Origin of the sequence: Rhodococcus sp. AB351, assembly GCF_049538275.1 — a bacterium.
Taxonomy (GTDB): domain Bacteria; phylum Actinomycetota; class Actinomycetes; order Mycobacteriales; family Mycobacteriaceae; genus Rhodococcus.
Genome location: NZ_JBMVFW010000001.1, coordinates 853,465 through 876,916, shown reverse-complemented (window position 1 = coordinate 876,916; position 23,452 = coordinate 853,465). Strand labels below are relative to the sequence as shown.

23 protein-coding genes are annotated in these 23,452 nt (G+C 66.3%); 8 read left to right on the top strand and 15 right to left on the bottom strand.

The features are described 5' to 3' along the window. Positions 1-17: 17 nt before the first annotated feature. The 7 genes from ACPCXD_RS03950 to ACPCXD_RS03920 all read right to left on the bottom strand — a co-directional run bounded on the left by ACPCXD_RS03950 (position 18) and on the right by ACPCXD_RS03920 (position 6,669). Positions 18-533 (bottom strand): hypothetical protein, encoded by a 516-nt coding sequence (locus tag ACPCXD_RS03950; RefSeq protein ID WP_059384654.1) that lies wholly within the window; start codon positions 531-533, stop codon positions 18-20. A gap of 29 nt (positions 534-562) precedes the next feature. Then, on the bottom strand, positions 563-2,275 hold the full coding sequence (locus ACPCXD_RS03945) for a 3-ketosteroid-delta-1-dehydrogenase (RefSeq protein WP_059384655.1): 1,713 nt from the start codon (positions 2,273-2,275) through the stop codon (positions 563-565). Between the two features lie 119 nt (positions 2,276-2,394). Next, the gene (locus ACPCXD_RS03940; protein WP_423658510.1) at positions 2,395-3,318 is read right to left on the bottom strand and encodes an alpha/beta hydrolase; all 924 of its coding nucleotides are present in this window, start codon (positions 3,316-3,318) and stop codon (positions 2,395-2,397) included. A gap of 67 nt (positions 3,319-3,385) precedes the next feature. Beyond that, positions 3,386-3,871 carry a hypothetical protein gene (locus ACPCXD_RS03935; RefSeq protein ID WP_225623617.1) on the bottom strand — a complete coding sequence of 162 codons (486 nt, stop codon included), beginning with the start codon at positions 3,869-3,871 and terminating at the stop codon, positions 3,386-3,388. Positions 3,872-3,921: 50 nt separating this feature from the next. After that, positions 3,922-4,806, bottom strand: a complete 885-nt coding sequence (locus tag ACPCXD_RS03930) for an SDR family NAD(P)-dependent oxidoreductase (protein WP_088898888.1) — start codon at positions 4,804-4,806, stop codon at positions 3,922-3,924. Positions 4,807-4,808: 2 nt separating this feature from the next. Continuing rightward, the gene (locus tag ACPCXD_RS03925) at positions 4,809-5,702 is read right to left on the bottom strand and encodes an SDR family NAD(P)-dependent oxidoreductase (RefSeq protein ID WP_423658508.1); all 894 of its coding nucleotides are present in this window, start codon (positions 5,700-5,702) and stop codon (positions 4,809-4,811) included. A gap of 118 nt (positions 5,703-5,820) precedes the next feature. Continuing rightward, positions 5,821-6,669, bottom strand: coding sequence for an SDR family oxidoreductase (locus tag ACPCXD_RS03920; RefSeq protein WP_088898906.1), 849 nt, complete (start codon positions 6,667-6,669; stop codon positions 5,821-5,823). 79 nt (positions 6,670-6,748) lie between these two features. Here ACPCXD_RS03920 and ACPCXD_RS03915 point away from each other — a divergent pair, with 79 nt between their 5' ends. Together ACPCXD_RS03915 and ACPCXD_RS03910 are read left to right on the top strand one after the other, a co-directional pair. Beyond that, positions 6,749-7,393: a TetR/AcrR family transcriptional regulator gene (locus ACPCXD_RS03915; protein ID WP_088898887.1), complete on the top strand. Its 645-nt coding sequence runs from the start codon at positions 6,749-6,751 to the stop codon at positions 7,391-7,393. Between the two features lie 54 nt (positions 7,394-7,447). Beyond that, on the top strand, positions 7,448-8,656 hold the full coding sequence (locus ACPCXD_RS03910) for an NADH:flavin oxidoreductase (protein WP_016692883.1): 1,209 nt from the start codon (positions 7,448-7,450) through the stop codon (positions 8,654-8,656). A 53-nt stretch (positions 8,657-8,709) separates the two neighbouring features. Here ACPCXD_RS03910 and ACPCXD_RS03905 read toward each other — a convergent pair whose 3' ends face one another. From ACPCXD_RS03905 to ACPCXD_RS03880, 6 genes are read right to left on the bottom strand one after another with little or no spacing between them, the layout of a single operon-like run. Beyond that, complete coding sequence (locus ACPCXD_RS03905; protein WP_016692882.1) at positions 8,710-8,970, bottom strand: hypothetical protein; 261 nt, start codon at positions 8,968-8,970, stop codon at positions 8,710-8,712. Then, entirely contained in the window at positions 8,967-10,964 is a 1,998-nt protein-coding gene (locus tag ACPCXD_RS03900; RefSeq protein ID WP_423658504.1) for a flavin-containing monooxygenase, read from the bottom strand. Before ACPCXD_RS03900 ends, ACPCXD_RS03905 begins: the two co-directional genes overlap by 4 nt. Continuing rightward, on the bottom strand, positions 10,964-12,619 hold the full coding sequence (locus ACPCXD_RS03895; protein ID WP_145692335.1) for a flavin-containing monooxygenase: 1,656 nt from the start codon (positions 12,617-12,619) through the stop codon (positions 10,964-10,966). Before ACPCXD_RS03895 ends, ACPCXD_RS03900 begins: the two co-directional genes overlap by 1 nt. Further along, complete coding sequence (locus ACPCXD_RS03890) at positions 12,616-13,527, bottom strand: VOC family protein (protein ID WP_016692879.1); 912 nt, start codon at positions 13,525-13,527, stop codon at positions 12,616-12,618. The genes ACPCXD_RS03895 and ACPCXD_RS03890 overlap by 4 nt, the downstream gene beginning before the upstream one ends. A gap of 28 nt (positions 13,528-13,555) precedes the next feature. After that, the gene (locus tag ACPCXD_RS03885) at positions 13,556-14,740 is read right to left on the bottom strand and encodes an acyl-CoA dehydrogenase family protein (protein ID WP_145692334.1); all 1,185 of its coding nucleotides are present in this window, start codon (positions 14,738-14,740) and stop codon (positions 13,556-13,558) included. A gap of 40 nt (positions 14,741-14,780) precedes the next feature. Beyond that, positions 14,781-15,980, bottom strand: a complete 1,200-nt coding sequence (locus ACPCXD_RS03880) for a 3-ketosteroid-9-alpha-monooxygenase, oxygenase component (protein ID WP_016692877.1) — start codon at positions 15,978-15,980, stop codon at positions 14,781-14,783. Positions 15,981-16,197: 217 nt separating this feature from the next. Here ACPCXD_RS03880 and ACPCXD_RS03875 point away from each other — a divergent pair, with 217 nt between their 5' ends. Continuing rightward, complete coding sequence (locus ACPCXD_RS03875; RefSeq protein ID WP_253250125.1) at positions 16,198-16,968, top strand: IclR family transcriptional regulator; 771 nt, start codon at positions 16,198-16,200, stop codon at positions 16,966-16,968. An 83-nt stretch (positions 16,969-17,051) separates the two neighbouring features. Here ACPCXD_RS03875 and ACPCXD_RS03870 read toward each other — a convergent pair whose 3' ends face one another. Further along, entirely contained in the window at positions 17,052-17,453 is a 402-nt protein-coding gene (locus tag ACPCXD_RS03870; RefSeq protein ID WP_423658501.1) for a VOC family protein, read from the bottom strand. Then, the gene (locus tag ACPCXD_RS03865; protein ID WP_423658499.1) at positions 17,450-18,208 is read right to left on the bottom strand and encodes an SDR family NAD(P)-dependent oxidoreductase; all 759 of its coding nucleotides are present in this window, start codon (positions 18,206-18,208) and stop codon (positions 17,450-17,452) included. The genes ACPCXD_RS03870 and ACPCXD_RS03865 overlap by 4 nt, the downstream gene beginning before the upstream one ends. Positions 18,209-18,332: 124 nt before the next feature. Between ACPCXD_RS03865 and ACPCXD_RS03860 the strand changes: the two genes are divergently transcribed. Genes ACPCXD_RS03860 through ACPCXD_RS03840 form a run of 5 tightly spaced genes read left to right on the top strand, consistent with a single transcriptional unit; the run spans position 18,333 to position 23,433 of the window. Continuing rightward, positions 18,333-19,145: an enoyl-CoA hydratase/isomerase family protein gene (locus ACPCXD_RS03860; RefSeq protein ID WP_423658497.1), complete on the top strand. Its 813-nt coding sequence runs from the start codon at positions 18,333-18,335 to the stop codon at positions 19,143-19,145. Further along, the gene (locus tag ACPCXD_RS03855; protein ID WP_423658495.1) at positions 19,142-20,299 is read left to right on the top strand and encodes an acyl-CoA dehydrogenase family protein; all 1,158 of its coding nucleotides are present in this window, start codon (positions 19,142-19,144) and stop codon (positions 20,297-20,299) included. The genes ACPCXD_RS03860 and ACPCXD_RS03855 overlap by 4 nt, the downstream gene beginning before the upstream one ends. Further along, a complete protein-coding gene (locus ACPCXD_RS03850) occupies positions 20,296-21,396 on the top strand; it encodes an acyl-CoA dehydrogenase family protein (RefSeq protein WP_423658493.1) in 1,101 nt (366 codons plus the stop codon). The genes ACPCXD_RS03855 and ACPCXD_RS03850 overlap by 4 nt, the downstream gene beginning before the upstream one ends. Further along, positions 21,393-22,754, top strand: coding sequence for a CaiB/BaiF CoA transferase family protein (locus ACPCXD_RS03845; RefSeq protein WP_423658491.1), 1,362 nt, complete (start codon positions 21,393-21,395; stop codon positions 22,752-22,754). The genes ACPCXD_RS03850 and ACPCXD_RS03845 overlap by 4 nt, the downstream gene beginning before the upstream one ends. Continuing rightward, entirely contained in the window at positions 22,741-23,433 is a 693-nt protein-coding gene (locus ACPCXD_RS03840) for a GntR family transcriptional regulator (protein ID WP_423658859.1), read from the top strand. The genes ACPCXD_RS03845 and ACPCXD_RS03840 overlap by 14 nt, the downstream gene beginning before the upstream one ends. Positions 23,434-23,452: the final 19 nt, after the last annotated feature.

Genomic DNA, 23,452 nt, shown 5'->3' with positions numbered 1-23,452 from the left:
GCGCACCGGCCGGCGCTCTACGAAGCGGCCGCGGTCACCCAGGCACGGGCGACGACCGACCCGGACGAGTCCGTGCCGACGAGCGCGACGTCCTCGACGTTCTCGTGATCGGTGCGGTAACGCTGCAACACGGTCACCGACCAGGTCGGTGATCCGGGACCCGCGGAGTGCTCGTAGAAGCGCATCCGGAGCCGCCGCACATCGGCGAGGTCGAACCGTTCGACAACCGAATGCAGCAGTTCGTCGGCGTACGGGGTGGGCACACCGTGCTCACCGCCCGGACGCGCCGATCCGGACACGAAGACCTCGGCGACGACCCGCCCGATCTCATCGACGTATCCGAGTGTCCGGTCGAGCCGGCCGGACGCCTCGTCACGGTTGTCGCGGGCCCGGCAGGTCAGCGCGTCGGTGGTGGGTGGCGCGAAGAACACGACGTCCACTTCGTCCACCGGGCCGTCTTCGGGACGGGGCCCGGCTCCCCAGAGGGACAGCACGGTAGGGAGGGAACGGACGTCCCCGTTCGTGATCGTCACATGCCCTCCCTACCTCTCGGATCGTCCGCTCAGGCGACCGGTGCGTCCGACGATGCTGCGTCGCGTGCCGCGATGTACCCGAAGACCAGGCCCTGCCCGATGGTGGCGCCGGCACCGGGATAGCGGTGGCCGAACGCGTTGGCCGCGGTGTTGCCGATGGCGTAGAGACCGGCGATGGGGCTGCCGTCCTCGCGGAGGACCCGCGCCCGTTCGTCGGCGCGCACGCCACCGCACGTGCCGAGATCGCTCAGCGTCATCTTCACCGCGTAGAGCGGGCCGTGCGTGAGGGGTCGCAGGTTCGGGTTCGGCTGGACGGTCGGGTCACCGTAGTAGCGGTCGTAGGCACTGCCGCCACGTCCGAACTCGGAATCCGTTCCCGCCGCCGCGTCCTCGTTGAACTTGCCGAACGTCGCGGCGAAGGTGTCCACCGGCACGCCCATCGACGCCGCGAGTTCCGCAGCGGTGGTGCCGCGGTGGGCGATGCCCGCCTTGTACCAGGCCTCCGGGAGCGGCTGGCGCGGGAACACCCCGGCCGCGAAGACGTAGCTGTTGCGGTACTTCTGGTCGAAGACGATCCACATCGACTCGATCGGATCGCCGGCACGCTCGCGTTCGAGCACCAACTGTCCGAACGACATGTAGTCGGACGACTCGTTGGTGAACCGGCGTCCCGTCTGGTCGACGATGAACGAGCCGGGCAGCGAACGCTCGGCGAGCATGACCATCGGCGGCTTGCCCGGGCGGGTCGGCGCGACGGCGGGGAACCACCAGGCCTGGTCCATGAGGGCGAGATCGGCACCGACCTCCTGGGCCGCCTTGATCGCATCGCCGGTGTTGGTCTCCGCCCCGAGGCTCTCGTGGTCGAGCAGACGCTCGGACTGGAACTTGCGGCGCATCTCCATGTCGTGGTCGAACCCGCCGGCGGCGAGCACCACCCCGCGACGCGCGGTCACCGTCACCTCACGTCCGTTCTGCGCTACGACGGCACCGGTGACACGGTCGCCGTCGGTGAGCAGACGCACCAGCGACGTCTCGGTCCACACCGGCACACCGGCCTTCAGCACACCCGCGAACAGTCCGGCGGCGATCGCCTGTCCACCGGCGACGTATTCACGCTTGACGGCGAGACCGGCGACACCCTGGGCGAGCCGCTTGAAGATGCGCGGAAAACCCTTGTGCGGCACGCGCAGCATGAGGTTCATCCACTTGTAGTCGGCACCGGTGGTGGGCATCGGCAGGCTCGCCTCCATGAGGCCGGGACGCAGTCGACCGCGCTCCTCACCGAGGACCGACAGGTCCAGGGGCAGGCACTCGCAGCTGCGGCCGACCGCCGAACCACCCGCCAGTTCGGGGTGATAGTCGGAGTAGCCCTCTGCCCAGAACAGCTTCATGGGGGTGGTGCGCTGGAGCATCTCGACGGTGGCGACACCGTTGTCGACGAAGGCCTCGCCCCGCTCGACCGGCGCCGTGCCGTCGACGACCGTCCGCACGTAGGTGTGGCCGCGCTCGATGGTGTCGCCGCTTCCCGCCGCGTCGAGTACCGGATTGGCCGGCACCCAGAACGCACCGCCGGAACGGGCGGTCGATCCGCCGACGTAGGCCGATTTCTCCACGATGAGGGCGGACAGGCCCGCCTCGTGCGCGGTGAGCGCGGCGGCCATGCCGGTACCGGACCCGATCACGAGCAGGTCCACGGTCGTGTCGCGGGCTGTGGTCACGGCCGGTACAGGGGTCTTGGCCATCGACTGTCTCCTTCACATCGTTGTCTTCCGGACGGTATGGCAGCTCCGGGAGTCGTAACATGCGTGATCCCGATCACCGGGAGAACGCGAGGACGGACGATCGGTCTCCGACGGTCCGATCATTCCGGCGAGGCGAAGACGCCGGAGAGGTAGGCGACGATCTCGTGGAACAACTCCTCCGCAGCAGGTAGCACGGCTGTCATGGTCGCGAAACCGTGCATCATCCCGTCGTACCGCCGTAGTTCGACCGGCACACCGGATTCCTGCATACGCCGCGCGTACTCCTCGGTGCCGTCGCGCGTGGGGTCCACTTCGGCGGTGGCGACGAAGGCGGGCGGCAGGCCGACCAGGTCGCCGGCGAGGCCCGGAGATGCCTGCACAGAACGCCGGTCGGCGGGATCCGGCACGTACATGTCCCGGAACCAGTGACAATCCTCCGGGGACAGCAGTGCCGTGGCGTACTCGGGATTGGTCACTTCCATCACCGCAGTCCCGTACAGGGAGATCTGCGCGAGAGGACATGGAAGACCGGTCTCGTGGAGTTGCTGGGCCAACGCGAAGGTCAGAGTGCCACCGGCACTCTCGCCTGCGATCACTGCTCGCGTCACGTCGACGGGCCGAAGTTCATCGGGCGCAGAGGTGATCCATTCCCAAACACTCCGACAATCGTCGAGCGCCGCCGGACAGGGGTGTTCCGGCGCCAGCCGGTAGTCCACGGAGACGATGACGGACCGGGATGCGATGCTCAACTTCCGCAGGTACTCCTCGTTCTGGTCGAGATTTCCGACGGCGAATCCTCCACTGTGCATCCACTGCACCACCGGCAACCCCGGGTCGTCGGACGGCCGGTAGACGCGCACGGGAACGCCACCACCGGCAGAGGGAACGACGCTGTCCTGTCGATGATGAATGGGTGTCGTTGCCGGAATCGCGTGTGCAGCGAGAGCGGCACGCAGATCCTCCACAGGCGTCTCGTGCATGGGCTTCGCCATGCGTGTTGCAGATGCATCGACCACCCGCTGGGCTTCCGGTGAGAGCGGCATATGTTCTCGTTTCGTCGACGTCTCGTACGGGCCGGGACGGTTCCGATCGCGGTGGCGGCCGTTCGGATCAGAGAACTCGCGCGGACACCTCTGCGAAGTGATCGGCGTATCTCACCGAGTCCTGGGTATCGAGGACGACGTGGACAGCACTGAAGACCGGTCCCGCTTCGGTGGCCCGGATGCTGCCGCGCACGATGCCACTCGATACGTTGAACGGCCTACCGTCGACGATCTTGGTGACGAAGATGTAGGACGAGAACTCGACCTCTCCGTCCGCGACGCCGGTGACGAACACATTGGTGCCGTTGTGGCGCAGCGGATAAGGGCTGTTGCGCCGGTGGTCGTCCTTCCACGCCATCACATTGGCGGCGCCACGCACGTCGACGCGGATGAAGTCCTCGTAGTCGGTCTCACCCGTGTCGCTCGCGCAACTGAAGGCGATGTCGTCGGCCATGAGCGCCCGAAGTTCGATGGGATTCCATTCGTCGTAATGGAACCACCAGGCCGCGACGAGGGCGCTGACGGTGCCCGGATCCACGGTCGACTCGTTCATGGAACTCTCCTGGAAGTCGGGGCGGATGGTCGGGGAATCCGGAAGCTCTGTCACCGGTCGCGTCCGGCGGTGATACCCATTCGTGTGAGCATCGCCTGTGGGTCGGCCGGCGGCGCGAGATCGAGGAGCTGGTGCGCACGCCGATGTACTGCGGCGATGCACAGGTCGTCATCCGAGTGGATCCAGAACTCGCCGCGCGCGATCTGCTCGACCATGTGCTCGGCGGCGACGAGCGGATCGAGCCCTTTCTCGACGTTGTCGCGTTGCATGGCCGCGAACACCGCGTTCGCCGTCGGGTTGTCCGTGGGTGCCTCACGCTGCGCCGACAGGAAGATCTCGCTCCGGATCGAATGCGGGATCACGGCACTCACCTGGATCGGTGCACCGACGATGGCCAGGTCCTGGTGCAGACACTCCGTCATCGCGAGCACCGCATGCTTGCTCACGATGTACGGGGATTGCACCGCAACGGCATTCAGTCCACCGACAGACGACAGATTGGCGATGCACGACGGAGTTCCCGCTGCGATCATCCGCGGGACGAACGATCGCAGGCAATAGAAGACACCGTCGACGTTGATCTGCATCAGCCGTTGCCACCGCTCGCGGTCGATCTCCCACAGCAGGCCGGCCGACTCGACGCCGGCATTGTTCACCAGGAGTTCGACGCTGCCGTGACGCTCGAAGACCTCGCTCGCCATCGCCTCGACGGCGTCGGGGTCGGCGACGTCGACGGCATACGGTTCCGCCTTGCCCCCTGCGGCGACGATCTCGTCGACGACCTTCGCCGCTCGTCCGCCGTCGATATCCGAGACGACGACCGTCATCCCCAGTGACGAGAGATGCCGTGCCAGACCTTCACCGATGCCGGCGGCGGCGCCGGTCACCACGGCCACGCCCCGGGAGAACCGTTCCCGCGCACTGCTCGTCTGCATGCTCACGCCCTCAGTCCGTCGTCGGCGATGTTGGGATTGCACCAGGCAGGCGGCTCGCGACGAGGAAGTTCGTCCTTGCCGTCGAGACTCTTCACCGGGATCCCCTGAGACCACGGGAAATGCAGACTGAAGCCCACCAGACCGGTACGTTCGGCGGCGGGCAAGGTGCACATCTCCAGGACGGTCTGCGCCAGGTATTCCGGTGGTTCCGTCTCGTACCCCTCGGGCAGCAGTGCGGCAGCGCCCGGGGTCATGATCGCCGTGGACGGCCCGACCGCATTGACGGCGATGTTGTCGTCGACGAGTTCCGCGGCGAGGCCTTGGGTGAACCGGTGCAGAGCAGCTTTCGCCGACGCATAGATCACGTCACCGGAGGTCTTGTTGTACTCGCGGAACGGGCGGATCGGGCTCATACCGGTGGACGAGCCGATGTTGACGATCCACCCCGCACCGGACTTGCGCATGTGAGGGATGGCGGCCTGCGAGAGGAGGAAGGGAACCTTCAGGTAGTGCTCCAGAGACCTGTCGAACGTTTCTTCGCTCATCTTCTCGATCGACGAGTAGTCGGCGAATCCCGCATTGTTGACCAGGATGTCGAGCCCTCCGACGGCGTCCGCTGCTGCGTCGATCAGTCCCGCGCGCTGGTCGCGGTCCTCGAGATCCGCCGCGATCGGCACTGCGCGACCACCTGCCTGTTCGATCAGCTGCACCGTCTCGTCCAGAGTGCCCTCGAGTACGTGCTCCTGCCCGTCCCGGAGCGATCGGGACGGGGACATGGAACGAGCCGTGACCACTACGGTGGCACCTTCGGATGCGAGACGTCGCGCGATCGCCCGGCCGATCCCCCGGCTGCTTCCGGTCACGAGAGCGGTACGTCCGGTCAGTCGTTGTGTCATGTCGGTTCCTGCTGCCTGTTCGTCTGTGTGCTCGGACTTCTCGTCGAACCACTCCGAAGCTATGCCGCAGCCCGTACGGGCGGACCGTTCCCTCCCGTTGTGCGGGAGGTCACTCCGACTACTTCCCCGATCTGCGGAACCGGAGCAGATAGGACGGAAGCCCGCGAATCGGAACCGACCGGGGCCAGTCGTCGGCACGGAAGTACGCGTCGGAACCACCATCGACGAACACCACGCTGCCGCACAGGAAATCCGCAGCGTCCGACAGCATGAAGACCGCCCATGCAGCAAGCTGCCCGGCATCACCGAAGCCACCGACCGGTACGGGGAACGAGCGGATCGCCTTCGCTTCGGAAGGAGTGGACAACTGCTTCTCCAGCAGCGGTGTCATGATCGCTCCCGGCGCCAGAGCGTTCAGCCGGATACCGGCACCCGCCCACTCCGGCTGCACGGCGGTGCGGCGAACCCATCTGCTGACGGCGATCTTCGACGCCGCGTAGATGATTGCAGGCGCGACCTTGCCGAACAGCCGGACCGATCGCACCGCCTTGTCCGCGTCCCCTCGCAGAAAAGCCTTGACCGTCCGACCCGGTACAGCGGGCGTGGTGGTCGTCGAATTGCTCGAGAACACAACCACCCTGGCGTTGCCCGCTGCTTCGAGGGCCGCACGCCAACCCATCAGGAGGTCGACGACCCCGAAGTAGTTGACCTCCGCGATGAGCCGGGGGCGTTCCGGGCCGGGCGCCGGCCCGAGTCCCGCAGCGAGCACGGCGCCGTCCAGCCGGCCCTCGGCGGCCTCGAGCACCTTCTCGACGGCGCCCTTCCTGCCCTGCGGTGTCGACAGGTCCGCGACAACCTCCGCCTCTCCGATATCGACACCGATGACGGTGTGCCCGGCGGCGCGAAGTTGTTCTGCGACGGCGCGCCCCATGCCCGATGCAGATCCTGTCACCACATAGACGCCCACGTCGTCTCCTTCGTTCTCACGCACCGTTTCTCGGTGAAAGATATTTGACAGAGTAGGACAAAAATGGTGTTCTCGGAATGTGCGTCAGGAATCCTCCGATCCGCCGAAAGCATCCACCGAATCGGCGGGTGGACGCAGGCGTGGCCGACCATCGGTCATCGATACCGAAGCGATCGCCGAGGCTGCTTTCCGTCTCTGGTCCCGACAGGGATATGCCGACACCAGCTGGAACGACCTCGCCGAAGCGACCGGGATCAGTGCCCGCACCCTCATCAGGCACTTCTCCGTCAAGTCCGCGATCGCCTGGATCGGTGTGGTCCCCGCGACCGAACGTCTGCGCGCATCTCTCTCCGTCGCACCCGAGACCGCTCCACTGACCGATGCCGTACGCACGGCGATCGTCGAATCGATCTCGCACCGTCCGCACATCCAGCGCGTCGGACGCGATTGGCTCCGTCTCATCGCGGGCACACCCGAACTCGCCGCGATGTCGTCGGAGGCGTACCGGCCGTGGATCACCGAACTGGCCGATTACATCGGCCGACGCGTCCCCGAAGTCCCGGCAGCGATCGCGCGCGCGTTGGCGACCGCATACCAGGCCGCGGCGTTCGCGGCGTTGACGGAGTGGGCGGAAGAGGGTGCCCACGGGGATCCTGCCGACGCCGTCGACGCGATGCTGCGCTGGATGGACATCGTCCCCCGCTCCTCTGCACGTCCCGCCTGAATCAGCACTCTCCGCCTGGAAGTCCTCTCACAGCCCGAGAATACGGAGATCACCATGACGACAGTCGACCCCGAATCTGCTACCGCGCCCACGGTCGATCCGCTGGCGCCTGCGCGCCTCGGACCGATCACACTGCGCAACAGAATCATCAAGTCCGCAACCTTCGAGGGCGCCAGCCCGAACGCCCTGGTCAGCGACCGTCTCGTCGACTTCCATGTCAGGGTCGGTGAAGGAGGCGTCGGGATGACCACCGTTGCCTACCTGGCGGTGGCACCCGAAGGACGCACCGAGAAGGATCAGATCTACTGGCGTCCGGAGGCCCTCGACGGTCTTCGACGGCTCACCGATGCCGTGCACGCCACCGGTGCGAAGGTGTCCGCCCAGATCGGCCATGCCGGCCCCGTGGCCAACTCGCGATCGAACGGTCTCCCCTCGCTGGCGCCCTCCGCGCGCCCGAATCCCCTGTCGATGAGCATCGACCGGAAGGCGAGCGAGGACGACATCCGACGGATCATCGCCGCGCACGGTGAAGCGACACGCTACGCCCGGGAAGTCGGATTCGACGCGGTCGAGGTCCACCTCGGACACAACTACCTCGCCAGTTCGTTCCTGAGCCCGAAGGTGAACCGCCGCAAGGACCGTTGGGGCGGCTCCCTGACGAACCGTGCCGAGTTCGCCCGCCGTATCGTCGCCGCCGTTGCGGAGGCGGCGGACGGTGAGATCGCCGTGCTGGCCAAGATGAACATGGCCGACGGGGTGCCCGGCGGACTCTGGCTCGACGAATCCCTGCCGTTCGCGAAGATGCTCGAATCCGACGGTCACCTCGACGCACTCGAACTCACCGGCGGTTCGTCGCTGCTCAACCCCATGTATCTGTTCCGCGGAGACGTACCGCTGCGGGAGATGGCCGAGACACAGATTCCGATCCTGCAAGTCGGGATGAAGATGTTCGGCAATTTCGTCTTCCAGCATTATCCGTACGAGCCGCTGTACTTCCTCGAGTACGCCCGTCAGTTCCGCGACGAACTCGACCTGCCGCTCGTGCTGCTCGGCGGCATCACCGATCTCGACGGAATGCAGGTCGCGATGCGCGAGGGTTTCGAGTTCGTCGCGATGGCCCGGGCACTGCTGCGCGAACCGGACCTGATCGCGCAGATCCAGCGGGACAGGGACACCCGGTCGCTGTGTATCCACTGCAATCGCTGCGCGGCCAGCATCTTCACGGGAACGCGGTGCCCGCTGGTCGTCGAATCCCTTTCCTGACAGCAGCAGACGGGCCCCGCAGCACGGTTCTGCTGCGGGGCCCGTCGTCGCTCTCAGTGCAATCGGGGCAGCTTCTGCCCGACAGGCAGTTCGATGTGCGATTCGGTCAGCACGCGCTGCGCGACCGCACGGTCGATGCTGTCGCGCAGCGCGCTGCACTCCCGGCCGTGGTCACCGGGAGCCGAACCGCTCCGCGAGATGAGCGGGCACTCCGAGGTATCGGATTCCCACTGGATCGAGGTGTGGGCAGGGCTGAACTTCTCGACGAGCACACCGACTCCGCACTTCTCGCACGACAGTGCCTGCATCGTCATGCCGAAGTTCCCTCTGCTCCCGTGAGCGCCGGGTCGATGAACTCGAAGTGGTCGGGATGCGGTTCGCGGAGCAGGGTCCAGTAGTCGACGAGCCGCCACGGGCACGGTACGACGGCGCGTCCTTCGCTGTTCCGGTAGTAGCCGTTGGTCTCGGCACCGGGATGCACCCACACGGTCTTGTCCAGCGCCTCGTCCACCCTGCGGTTGTACTCGTCGAGCACATCCTGCCGCACATCCATCGCGTCGTGCCCGTTCTCCACGAGGTACTGCAGACACTCGACGATGTAGTGGACGTGCTCCTCGCTGAGGATGTTGTGGCCGGCACCGTGGTTGGGCGCGGAGTTCGGACCCGCGGTGACGAAGAGGTTCGGGAAACCGGACACCTGGATGCCCAGATACGCCCGCGGGTCGTCACCGCCCTTCCACTGCTCGGCGAGGGTGCGTCCTCCTGTCCCCACGATGTCGATCGAAGTCGTGAACTCCAGCTTGAAACCCGTTGCGAGAACGATGACATCGGCGGGTACGAACTCGCCCTCGGTCGTGACCACGCCTTCCGGTGTCACCTCCCGGAACGACGCGCGGTGCAAGGTCACGTGATCACGGGTGAGCGCCGCGTAGAAGCCCGGATCCTTGACGATCCGCTTGCTGTAGGGACGGAAGTCGGGTGTCAGTTTCTCGACGAGATCCGGACGGTCGGGGAAGTTGGCGTGCAGGTGGTTCAGTGCCGTCTGCAGCACCATCTCGTTCGCCGGTGAGGCCGAGAAGTGCGTCTTCGCCCATTCGGGGTCGATGCGCGGCATCACGTAGAGGTTGTCCGATGCGAACCAGTACGAGCGCAATCGGAACCACTCGTGGTATCGAGGAAGATGCGCCAACGCCCACTTCTCGCCGTCCGGAACCTCGTTCACGACGGCCTTCTCCGGGACGATCCAGTGCGGCGACCTCACCACGACGTCGAGCGATTCGACTCGGTCGACGATGCTCGCGACCACCTGGACGGACGTGCATCCGGTGCCCAGAACGACGACGCGCTTGCCGGCGAGGTCGAGGTTCTCGTCCCACTCGGCGGTGTGCACGATCGTGCCGCCGAAGGTGTCCATACCGTCGACGTCCGGGATGTTCGGTGAGTTGAGCATCCCGAGCGCTGTCACGACGGCCTTGGCGCGGTGCACCTCGCGGGTTCCGTCGACGGATTCGACGGTCACCTCCCAGGCGTGCTGATCGTCGAGCCACCGCGCGGACTGCACCCGCGTACGGAAGGAGATGTTCTCCGCAATTCCGTAGGTGTCGACGACCCCCTTCAGGTACTTCTGGTATTCGGTACCCGTCGGGTAGTACTTGGACCACCCGGGGTTCAGCTCGAACGAATACGAGTAGTAGTGGCTGGGTGTATCGACAGCGGCACCGGGATAGGTGTTGCGCGACCAGGTTCCGCCGATCTCGTCACGGGCTTCGAACACACGATAGGTGAAGCCGGCCTCACCGAGCTTGATCGCGGCATTGATGCCGACGATGCCGGCACCGATCACGATCACGGAGAATTCCGGCGCCGGTTTCCGTGTGACCGGGACGCAGCGTTCGGAAAGGACGAAGCCCGCTTGTTCCCGGAGGATCGGAACGAACTCCTCGTCGACACGCTCCGAGGTCGCGACCGTCGCCATCCGGAGGAACAGCTCCGGCTCGGGTACACCCAGCCGGTCCTCGGCATCCGGCGTGAGCAGTTCGTGGGCACGCGCCCGGATATCTGCGACCACGTCGTCCGGGTACTGCCCCGGCGGCGTCGTCGGACGCGTCCCGGTGCGGTAGTGGTTTCCCGGCTCGCCGATCGTCAGGCGTGGCGCGAACTCGTCGAGCAGAGTGGTGTCGCCGGTGGCGTGGACCAGGGACATGAGAAGCGGTGCCGGGTCGCATACGTCGATGGCGGCATGCAGCCGGCCTTCGCGGTCCTCCACGTCCTCGGCACCCGAGCCGAGGGAGATCGTCTCGGTCATCATCAGCCCTTCTTCGACGCGAGTTCGGTGGGTGTCCCGATCGCCGCTCGCCGGACGATCTCGAATCCCTTGTAACCGGCTGCCGCGATCTCGGCACAGATGTTGCCGTAGTTCGCGAATCCGCCGATGTACGGCATGAACACCCGTGGTTTGCTGGGAATGTTGGCGCCCATGTACCAGGAGTTCGCCGAGGGGAACAGGGTGCCGGCGGCCTTCTCGTTGCACTCGGCGACCCATTCCTCGACGGCCCGTTCGGTCGGTTCGATCGAGGCGGCATCGTGCTCGTCGAGATGGTCGAGGCAGTCGGAGATCCAGTCCACCTGTTGCTCCGCCATGAGCACCATGTTCGCCAGCACACTCGGGCTGCCCGCACCCACCATGAAGAACATGTTGGGGAACCCGTGGGACGCGAGCCCCAGATAGGTTCGCGGTCCTGCGGACCACTCCTCACGGAGGGTGCGTCCGCCGCGGCCTCGGATGTCGATCCGGGCCAGCGCACCCGTCATCGCATCGAATCCGGTCGCGAAGACGATCATGTCCAGCGCATGGTGATCCTCGCTCGTGCGCACGCCGCTCTCGGTGATCTCGACGATCGGAGTGGTGCGCAGGTTCACCAGGGTCACGTTGTCGCGGTTGAACGTCTCGAAGTACCCGTCGTCGGTGACGATGCGCTTCGTGCCGATGGGGTGGTCGTTCGGGATCAACTGGTTCGCGATCTCCGGGTCCTCGACCATCTCCCGGATCTTCGCCTCGACGTATTCGCGGGCCGTGTCGTTCGCCCGGCGGTCCATCATCTGATCGGGGAACGCCTTCGCGAAGAGGTAACCTCCACGCTGCCACCACTCGTCGTACACCCTGCGACGCTCGGCCTCGTCGACCTCCATCGCGCCCTTCGGGTACGGCGTGAACGGTGTGCCTCCGCCGCTCATCCGTGCCAGTCGCCGACGCTCCGGATACGTCGCCTTGACTTCGGCGATCTGCTCGGCGGTCAGCGGCCGGTTGCCGGCCGGGATCGAGTAGTTGGGGGTCCGCTGGAATACGAAGACGTGGTCCGCTTCCTTCGCGATCACAGGAATCGACTGGATGCCCGACGATCCCGTTCCGATCACGCCGACGCGCTTACCGGTGAATTCGACGGGCTCGTGGGGCCATTCACCGGTGTGGTAGGACTCGCCCGCGAACGTGTCGCAACCGGGAATGTCGGGTCGGTTCGTCGCCGACAGCACCCCGGTGGCCATGATGCAGAATCGCGCCCTGACCGATCGACCGGTGTCGGTGGTGACGGTCCACAGCGCAGACTCCTCGTCGTACACGGTCGACACCACCCGGGTGAGGAACTCGAAGGCGCTTCGCAGGTCGTGCCGGTCCGCCACGTGTTCGAGATACGCCAGGATCTCCTCCTGCGTGGCGAACCGCTCGGTCCACGTCCATTCCTGCTGCAGTTCCTCGTCGAAGGAGTACGAGTAGTCGATACTCTCGACATCGCAGCGGGCACCCGGATAGCGGTTGTGGAACCAGGTTCCTCCCACTCCTGCAGCGGATTCGAAACCGTGGACGGTCATCCCGCGCTTCCGGAGCTTGTACACGGCGTACAGCCCGGATATGCCCGCGCCGATCACGACCGCGTCCACATCGCTCGAGGTGGTCACGGGAATCATTCGGTCGCCTCCTGCAACTGCTTGGCCCACAGCCATTCGTGACCCCAGTAGCTGTCGGCGGTGATCTCCTCGGCCGTGTAATAGGTCTCGTCGACGAGCATGCCCTCGGTGCCGTATTCGATGTCCCATCCGCCGGGGACCTGGACGTAGAAGGACACCATCTTGTCGTTGGTGTGGCGACCCAGCGTGGACGACACCGGGAAGTCCCGGGCGGTCACCTGATCGAGGGCACGGCCGACTGCATCGAGCGAATCGACCTCCACCATCACGTGGACGAGGCCCGGGTCCCGATCCTCGGGGCTGGGCATGAGGGCCAGACTGTGATGGCGCTGGTTGGCACCGAGGAACCGGATCCGCATCGGGTCCATACCGGGAGGAGTCGGCAACCGGAACGCCCCTCGCGGAAGGAATTCGAGCACGTCCACGTAGAAATGGAACGATTCGTCGAAGGCGGTGGTGGGCATGACGACGTGCCCGAGGCCCTGTGGTCCCGTCACGAACTTCTGTCCGTAGCGTGTGACGACGGGACTGTGGTCGAGAGCCGGCCCGAAGAAGAATTCGAGCGGGGTGCCACCCGGATCCTTCATGATCAGGCCACCTTCGACGCGCCGCCGCTCGCACATCTCGAAAGGCATGGCCTCGAATTCGTATCCCGCGGTGGTCAGTCGGTCCGCGAGGGCCCGGAGGGCGGTACCGTCCCTGACTTCCCAGCCGACCGCGGTCACGCGGTCGGTGTCGCCCGGTTCGACGGTGATCCGGGCCGGACGTTCGTCCATGCGGAAGTGCAGTGCGTCGTCCTCCGGACCGGTACCCGGCGCGAAGCCGAGCACATCGAACCCGAGTTCGCGCCAACGCGCCATGTCGGTGGCCTGGACGCGAACGTAGCCGAGGCTCTTGATCTCAGTCACAGAATTCCTTTCGAGTGCGCAAGGGGTGTCAGATCATCACGCGGAGAGGTCCGTCCGGAACGTCGATTCCGAGGGAGGCCATGGCCGACGCGTGATAGGTGGTGCTGGTGACGTGGATGGCGTGGTGCAGGCCGGCGTGCGCATCCCGCCAGAAGCGCTGCAAGGGGTTGTCGACGCGGAGGGCGTTTCCGCCGCACCGGTCGAAGACTTCGTCCGCGGCGCGGACGGCACGCCATGCCGAGCGCACCTGGTTGCGGCGCGACGTCGCCCGGGTCTCGAAGTCGACCTCCTTACCGGCATCGACGAGATCCCAGATCCGGTCGACGTTCGCCAGGAGTTGCTGCCGGGCCGCGTCGATCTCGGCAGCGGCCTCACCGAGGGCGTGCAGGACGTACGGATCGTCCTTGATGGCAGTCCCTGCCGCACCCACGCGCCCGCGCTGATAGTCGACACCCGCCGCGAGTACGCCCTCGCAGATCCCGATGGTGGCGGAGGTGATACCGAGCGGGAACATCGTCGACCACGGCATCCGGTAGAGAGTCTCGGTGACGCCGTACTCCTTGGCCGCGGTCCCGTCGATCACCGCTCCGCCGTTCATCACCCGGTACTCGGGAATGAACGCGTCCTTGACGACGATGTCCTTGCTGCCGGTACCCCGCAGACCGACGACATCCCAGGAATCGTCGATGATCTCGTAATCGGAACGCGGAAGGATCACGTGCAGGCCGACGGGGGGCATGACCGGTGCGCCGTCCTCACCACCCACCAACGCGCCGAGGAAGATCCACTCGCAGTGATCGGTTCCCGACGAGAACTGCCACCGCCCGTTCAACCTGTACCCGCCGTCGACGGGAACCGCGACGCCACCGGGCATGTACGGGGACGCCTGCCAGGTATCGGAATTCGTGCCCAGCACTTCGTCCTGCACCTTGGGGTCGGCGAATGCGAGCTGCCACGGATGGACGCCGACGATCCCGCCGACCCATCCCGCGGAACCGTAGATGCTCGCCGTCTTCATCACCGTCTCGGCGAACTCCCGAGGATGTGCTTCGTACCCGTTGTACTTCTTCCGCTGCAGCAACCGGATGATCCCGGACTGCCGGAGACCGGCGGCCATGTCGTCCGTCAGCCGACCGAGCCGGTCGGAGTCGTCGGCCCCCGCTCGGATCTCGTCGGCCATCGCGACGATGTTGTCGAGCACTTCGTAACTCATGGTTTCTCCAGGAGGTATGTGATGATGCGGAATTGCGGGGTCAGGATCCCGATTCGGCGGAGGCTGCCTCACGAGCCCGGGTGAGGTTCGGGGCGAAGGCACTACGTCCGGCAGCGACGTTCTCGTCGACTTCGGCCTGCCAGCTCGTCAGGGCGCGCGTGGTGTCGATCTCGTACTCGAACCGGTTGACCATCTCGGGTCGGATGTCCTCGACGTCGACGTAGAACTGTTCGTACCACCGCCGCAGTTGGTAGACGGGACCGTCCTCCTCGCACAGCAGGGGGTTGTCGATCCGCGACTTGTTCTTCCAGATCTCGACGTCCTGTTCGAATCCGATCGCGACGCCCTGGGCGACGGCCTGGGCGATCTGTTCTGCCTGCTCCGGGGGCACTCCCTCGGGCCTTTCCACCATCACGCCGTACTGCAGGCGGAAGGAGGTCGGAGAGATGGGGTAGTGGCAGTTGATCAGGTAGATGTTCGGCGGCGACTCGGGATCACGGCCGGCGCTCCACAGCTTGTCGATCATGTACGAAGGACCGTAATACGTTGCATCGGATCTGCTCTCGGCACTGTAATTGGTGGTCTGGCTGACGCCTACGGCATCCGCCCGGGGCAAGGACCACATGACCTGGGTGGCGGTATGACCTTCGAACACGTTTCGGAAGTAGGTCGGCATTCCGTAGTGGACGTAGAAGAAGTGCGCCATGTCGACGACGTTGTCCACGATCTCGCGACAGTGGGATCCGGTCACCTCGATCGAGTTCCACACCCAGTCGGTCCACCCGGGATCGCCGTAGGTGGGAACCTCCGGAACGGCGAGCTCCGCCGGCGGCTTGCTGCCCTGCGGGTCGTGCCACACGAAGAGCTGACCGCTCACCTCCGCCACCGGCCACGTCCGCGTGCGGGCGAGCGGTGGAACACGACGCGCATAGGGGATCTCGGCGCACTTCCCGTCACCGCGCCAGCGCCAGTCGTGGAACGGACAGGCGATGGTGTTGCCCTTCACGGATCCCTGCGCCAGATTTCCACCCATGTGCCTGCAGTAGGCGTCCAGAACGTTGAGCTTTCCGTCCTCACCGGCGAACACCACGAGCGAGGTCCCGAACGCGTCGACCTGATGGGGCTTGCCGTCCGCGAAATCGCGTACGAGCCCCAAGCAGTGCCATCCTCGCGCGTAGCGCTCCGGCGGCGTGCCTACATCGATGGTTCGGACCTGATCTTCGGTGTCTGTGGAACCCACGATGCCTCCTGATCGACTGATCGCGACGACTCGCCCGTCGCACCAGGGACCAGGATCGAGAACCCGGACGTCGATGTGATGTCCGTCTCCCGAAGAGCGGGAGGGCAGTTTCGGTCACAGGGATCTACCTGGCACGGTCGGTTCCATGGTTGCCGTACGTGGCGCTTCGCGGATATGGTGACGCCCATCACACCTGGGGGGTGTTCAGGAGGAGAATGTGAGTACGTCACGCACCGATGGTCTGCCCGTGTCCGTCGTGGACCGGATTTCCCTGGTCCTGGAGGCCTTGAGCACGGGCCCGATGACGCTGGCCAAGGTCACGGCCCGCACCGGGCTCCCCCGCTCGTCGGCGCACCGCCTTCTGGAACAACTCGCCAACGCGGGCTGGTTGGCGAGGTCACCCGAGCAGACGTACGAGTTCGGGGTGAAGGCGTACGAATTGGGTCAGGCGGCGCTCAATCAGAACCGGCTCCTGCATCATGCGCGTCCCCTGATGCATGCCTTCGCGCATCGCTCGGGGTTCACGGTGCAATTGGGGGTTGTGGACCGCGGCGACACCGTCTACCTGGCCAAGGTGAACGGACGCACATCGGGCTCGACCCCGACGGCCGTCGGCCAACGCGTGCCGGCCCACTCGACCGCCCTCGGCAAGGTCATCATGGCGTACTCGGCGGTCTCGTCGCAGCACCGTCCGGACCGTGACCGGATTGCCTCCGGGACAGCACCTTCCGCACGGAGCCGCTTCGAGGACGAGCTGGCCCAGGTGCGTGATCGTGGCGCCGCATTCGACCGCGCCGAGGCGTTCCCCGGCATAGCCTGTGTCGGGGTGTCGATCGGTCCGCCCGATCACATGTACGGGAATCTCGCCGGGCTGTCCGTGTGCGCCCCCGTCAGCGTGCTGGATCACCACAAGATGATCGGACCGCTACGCGTTCTGGCCGGCGACATCTGGCAGCGCTGTGTCGCGTCGGACCTTTCGACGCACTAGCCGACGGGCGGTGGGCGCGGAACACATGTGTTCCGCGCCCACCGCTGTGATGTCGAGAGTATGGCGAGGGCCGAGGGTACGGATCAGCCTCGCTGCACGAACTCCACGAGATAGCCGTCCGGGTCGCGAACCGTGCCGATCACCATCCCGTAGGCCTCGAGTTCCGTTGCCGGTGCCTCCTCGACGCCACCGTGCCTACATGCGTCGGCCATCCTCTCCCTGACGTCGTCGGTGTTCAGCACGATCTTGACGAACATGTTGCCGTGTTCGTGTGGGGCCTCCCCCTCGATGCCGGTCGGCACGACGAGTTCGAGGCCCGCGGCACCGGCCCGGACGATCGACGCGCGGAATGTAGGGGTGTCCAGATCCTTGTCGTGCGCGAATCCGCATCCCCGGGTGTAGAACTCGGCAGATCTTTCCAGGTCGGCGACTCTCAGCGCAGTGAGCGAGAGCAACGTCGGCGCACCCGACTCCTGCACGGTCATCGCGTCTGGGACCCACCGTTGAAGTCCAGTGTCTGACCGGTGATTCCGCCCGCCTCGTTCGAGGCCAGGTAGGCGCAGAATGCGCCGACCTCGATGGGATCGCCCAGGCGGCCGATCGGGATCGTCCGGAGGATCTGCTCGATCATCTCCGGACTCATCTTCTCCTCGAGGTTCTTCTGATGCCCCAGTGCCACGATGTTCGCCGTCACGCCGTACTGCCCGGTCTCGGCCGCCAGGTGCCGGATGAACCCTTCGATTCCGCTCTTACCCGTTGCGTACATCGATTGATTGATGTTCTGACCCGTGCGTGCAGAACCCGACGAGATCTGGACGACCCGTCCCCAGCCGGCCTCGCACATCCCGTCGAGGGCGACCTTGATGCAGTTCATCGCGCCGTAGATGTTGAGATCGATCGGAGCGCGCCATTCCTCGGGCGACAACTCGCGGAACGGTTTGATGACGCGTCCTTCCGCGATGCCCGCATTGTTGACGACGATGTCGACGTGTCCGCCGAGTGTCTCCTCCGCCGCCCGTACACATTCGAGCGTGGCGTCGTAGTCGGTGACGTCGAAGGCCGCTGCGACCGCCGTGTTCCCCTCCTCGACGATCGCCGCGGCGACCTTCTCGGCGCGGTCCGGGAACAGATCGTTGACGATGACCGAGGCCCCCTGCCGCGCAAGGACCTTCGCGATTCCCTCACCGACACTCTGACCGGCACCGCTGACGAGCGCGATGCGTCCGGCAAGACTGAACACAGGTACTCCTTCCCGTCGAACATGATTCGACGAATCGTGATGTGAGCCAGTGCACAACAGAGAACCATTTATTGTCAACAGATATTGGATCCAATAATCGCTACGCATCTGTTACGGTCTCCGCATGACCCAGATCTCATCCGATCCTGAGCTGGGCGGCGGCCCGACGGAGCCGATTCTCTGTTCCGTCGCAGACGGTCTCGCCCGCATCACCTTGAACAATCCTCGTCGCAAGAACGCGATCACCCTGGACATGGCAGCCGAGATCTCGGCGTTCTGCGACCGCGTCGAACGGGATAGGACCATCGGTGCCGTGGTCGTCGACGCGAACGGAAGCTATTTCTGCAGCGGCGCCGACACTCGCGACCTCGCATCCTCGTCCACCGATCCCGCTTCTCCCGAAGCGGTACAACGCACGTCGGCGGTCTACAACGCCTTCGTACGCATCGGGTCGCTCCCGGTACCGACCGTCGCCGTGGTGACCGGTGGCGCTGTCGGGGCAGGTCTGAACCTCGCCATGGCCGCCGACATCATGGTGGTGACGCCCGAGACCGTCCTCGACAGCGGCTTCTCCGCTCGGAACATCCATCCGGGTGGCGGCCACATCTCCCTGCTGGGACGTGCGATGGGTTGGTCCGGCGCGATCGCCCTCGCAGCGTGCGGACAGTCCCTGAGCGGATCCGACGCCGTGGCACGAGGACTCGCCTACATCGCCGTGGCCGCCGAGGACATACCGGCGACCGTCGAGCAGCTCACCCGCACGGCCGCCGCCGATCCCGAACTGACGCGACGCATCATGACGAGCGCGCGCCTCGAACTCGGCCCACCCGCCGTGAGCTGGGAATCGGCGCTGGAGATCGAACGCGGCGTGCAGATGTGGTCGATGGCCCGGAAGGGCCACGCATCGTGGTCGTCGCGAGGACCGGGCCGCTCGTGACCGCCACTGGAACCGAGCACCTCGAGGACATCGACTCCGGGCTCGGGCACCTCCGCGCCGAGGTACGGGCCTTCTTGTCCCAGGAGATCAGCACGGGCCGGTTCGTTCCCGACACGGACAGCTGGATGACCGGGTTCGACCCCGACTTCAGCGCTCGTGTGGCCGGACGAGGCTGGCTCGGCATGACGGTCCCCACGGAGTACGGCGGGCACGGACGCAGTCCGCTCGAACGTTTCGTCGTCAGCGAGGAGATGCTCGCGCACGGCGCCCCCGTCGCGGCACACTGGATCGCCGACCGCCAGATGGCACCGAGCATCCTCGCCAACGGATCGGAAGAGCAGAAGCAGCGGTACCTTCCGGAAATCGCCTCGGGCCGAGCCTTCTTCGCCATCGGTATGAGCGAACCCGACGCAGGCTCGGATCTGGCCTCGGTTCGTACCCGCGCCGTCGACAACGGCGGTTCGTGGACGATCACCGGCACCAAGGTCTGGACCACCGGAGCCCATGTCGCGCACGCGATGGTGCTGCTCGCCCGCACCGACGGACAACCGGGCGACCGCCACAGCGGCCTGTCCCAGTTCGTCGTCGACCTCCCCCACCCCGACATCGAGATCCGTCCCCTGCGGAGTATCGACGGACAGGCACATTTCAACGAGGTCGTCTTCCACGGCGCGCAGGTGCCGGCATCGGCCCTCCTCGGCAAGCGCGGAAACGGCTGGACCCAGGTCATGGGTGAACTCGCGTTCGAGCGATCCGGTCCCGAGCGCTATCTGAGCACGATGCCCCTGCTGCGCGCATGGGCGGCCCACCTCGCGGAAACCGGGGCGACTCCCGCACAGAGACAGACCCTGGGCACTCTCACGGCCAGGGCGTGGGCTCTGCGCCGGATGTCCTTGCGGGTCGCGGCCGAGCTCACGGCCGGCCGCAGGCCCGACATCCTCGCAGCGATGGTGAAGGATCTCGGGTCGACCTTCGAGGGCGATCTGGTCGAAGCCGTGCGGGCTTCGAGCAACCTCGTCGCCCGGCGCGACGGGGCCGATCCGCTGGCGCGCATGCTGGCCCACAGTGTTCTGCACACACCCGTGTTCACCCTCAGGGGTGGCACCAACGAGATTCTGCGCGGGATCCTCGCGCGCGGATCGGGGGTTCGATGAGCGAGTTCACCACCGAGCTGGCGGAGACCACCGCGGCGATCATCGAGCACGTGGGGGTCGATCCGGCCACGCCTGCGGACGGCATGTCCGGTGCGCTCTGGACGCAGCTCGTGGACGGCGGCTTCGTCACCGTCGGCGTACCGGAAGCCGCCGGTGGGGGTGGCGCGACACTCGGCGACGCACTCGCAGTCGTGACGACCGCAGCGCGGCACGGCGCAGTGGTGCCCCTCGTCGAGCACGGCATCCTCGCAGCCTGGCTCGCCGCCACAGCCGGACACGAGTTGACCGCGGAGATCGCGACCGCGGCACGAGGTGACGAGCGATGCTCGATTCACCGCCGGGGCGACACCCTCCTGTTCGGCGGCACGGTGACGGATGTCCCCTACGCGGCCGACGCGGACACCCTCGTCGTGATCCTCCCTCCCGAGAACGGCACGGACGGTTCCTCGGTCGCCGTCGTGTCGATGTCCGGGGGCGGCGCCGACGTCTCGGCAGAAACCGACCTGACCGGTGTTTCCTACGCCGACATCGTCTTCCGGGACGCACCGGTCGTCTTCCACGGAAGTTCACCGGTTCCCCTCACCGAGTTCCGGCACCGTGGCGCTCTCGCCTACGCGGCCGCGACGGCGGCTGCAGCCACGGCAGTACGGGACCACACCGTTCGCTATGCATCCGAGCGCCTCCAGTTCGGGCGCCCGATCGCGAAATTCCAGGCCGTCCAGCAACAGCTGGCACAGCTCGCCGCCCGGACCACAATGATGGAGATCGCCGTCGACTCCGCGATCGCCACGCACGACGACCCGGAGATCGGCCCGCTCACGACAGCAGCCGCGAAAGTGGTGACCGCGATGTCCGCGCACTCCGTCGCTGCCGCCGGCCATCAGATCCACGGTGCCATCGGCACGACCTCCGAACACCACCTCGGCCGCTTCACCACCGCGTTGTGGAGCGGGCGCGACCGATTCGGCTCCGAGCAACTCTGGGCGGAGGACCTCGCGAGCCGGATCCTCGACGACGGCATCGACGTCTGGGACGTCGTCACCGGAACACGAACAGAGCACGACAGCGCATCGACGGCGTACAGGAGCCCGGCATGAACGTCTCCACCTCCCCCGGTCACACGCCCACATCGACGGCCGATTCCGCGATCGACGGTCGTGCCGCGTGGCGGGCGGCCGATCGCAGCACCGGAGTCGGCGCGCTCGCCGGACTCCGGGTACTCGACCTCAGCAGGGTCCTCGCCGGGCCGTACACGGCCCAGACCCTCGCCGACCACGGCGCCGAGGTGATCAAGGTGGAGGCGCCGTCCGGCGACGAGACACGCGGATGGGGACCACCTTTCGACGATTCCGGCGAGAGCAGTGCGTACTACGCGGGTCTCAACCACAGCAAGGACAACATCTGTCTCGATCTCCGGACCGACGCGGGCCGCGAAGTACTGTCGCATCTGCTGCGTGGCGCCGACGTGGTGATCGAGAACTTCAAGGCCGGCACCATGACTCGTTGGGGATTCGACTACGAGACCGTGCTCGCCGAGGAGAATCCCCGGCTCGTCTACTGCAGGGTGACCGGGTTCGGTGTGGACGGGCCGATGGGCGGACTACCCGGATACGACGCGGTGCTGCAGTCCTTCGGTGGCCTGATGAGCGTCAACGGCTATCCCGACGGCAATCCCTTGCGTGTCGGAGTTCCGATCGTCGACATCGTCGCGTCCCACATGGCGGTCAGCGGCATCCTGCTCGCGCTGAGGGAGCGAGACAGCAGCGGCCGCGGTCAAATCGTGGACATCACCCTGCTCGACTCGGTGATCTCGCTCCTGCACCCCCACGCATCGAACTGGGTCTCGAGCGGGAAGGTGCCCCAACGCACCGGCGACTACCACCCGACGGTCGTGCCGTATCAGGTCTTCGCTGCCCTCGACGGTGACTTCTTCATCAGTGCCGCCAACGACCGGCAGTTCCGCTCCCTGGTGACCGTCCTGGGCAGGCCGGATCTCGCCGACGACCCGCGATTCGTCTCCAACGGCGTGCGGTCGCAGAATCGCGACGAACTCGCGACCCTGCTCGGCGGTCTCGTCGCCGGATGGCGACGCGACGATCTCGCGGTCGAACTCGAACGCGCCGGTGTCGCGGCCAGCCCGGTCAACACCGTCGACCAGGCCCTCACTGCGCCCCAGACCGTTCACCGCGGGCTCTTCCTCGACACCGTCGACTATCGTGGCCTGGGTGTGCCGATAAAGCTCGGGCGGACGGCCACACGGACACCCAGGACGGCGGTTCCGCTCGGAACCGACACCGAAGCGGTGCTGTGTTCGATGGGATACAGCGCAGACACTGTCGCCGCTCTGCGGGCCACCGGCGCGCTGGGCCGTTCACGAACGACGCATGCGGGGACGACCCGGGAGGACGACGCAGGAGAGGACCGAGGTGAGCCCACGAGCGATGCGGACCGGTGACGACGTCACCGAGCCCGGTCCCCCAGCAACCGTTCGCGGCGCCGACTGGGTCGCCACCGAGATCGAGCGGATGATCGTCACCGGTGATCTGCTCCCCGGCCAACCGATCCGTCAGGAGCAGATGGCAGAACGGCTGGGAGTCAGCCGGCTCCCGATCCGGGAAGGACTACTCCAGCTCGCCTCGCAGGGGCTCATCGAACATCGCCGCAACGCCGGGTACACCGTCGTCCGGCTCGAGCAGTCCGAGTTCGACCAGATCTACCTGATGCGCGATGCCCTCGAACGGGAGGTCCTGGCCTCCCTCCCCGCCTTCGACGCCGCCGCGCTCGCCGAGATCCGCAGGCTGGGCGAGCGCGTCGCCGAGGCGGCACAACGTGGAGACCTGCTGGAGATGCGCCTGGCGAACCAGGATTTCCACTTCGCCATGTTCGACCGCTCGCCGCTCGGTCTGGTCGTCTCGGAGATCCGCCGGTTGTGGCGACTCGCGATGCCGTATCACGCGGCGTATCTCTTCGATGCCGAAGTGCGCCGACGTGTGATCGCGGAACACGATGCGATGATCGACGCGCTCGCCGACCACGACAACGAGCGTCTGATCGGCCTGATGAACGAGCATCGCCGCGGCGGTGAAGCCGGCACGAGCATGCTTCTGCGGAACACCGCTCGCGGAGGTTCGTGACTCGGCACCCCACGGGTGA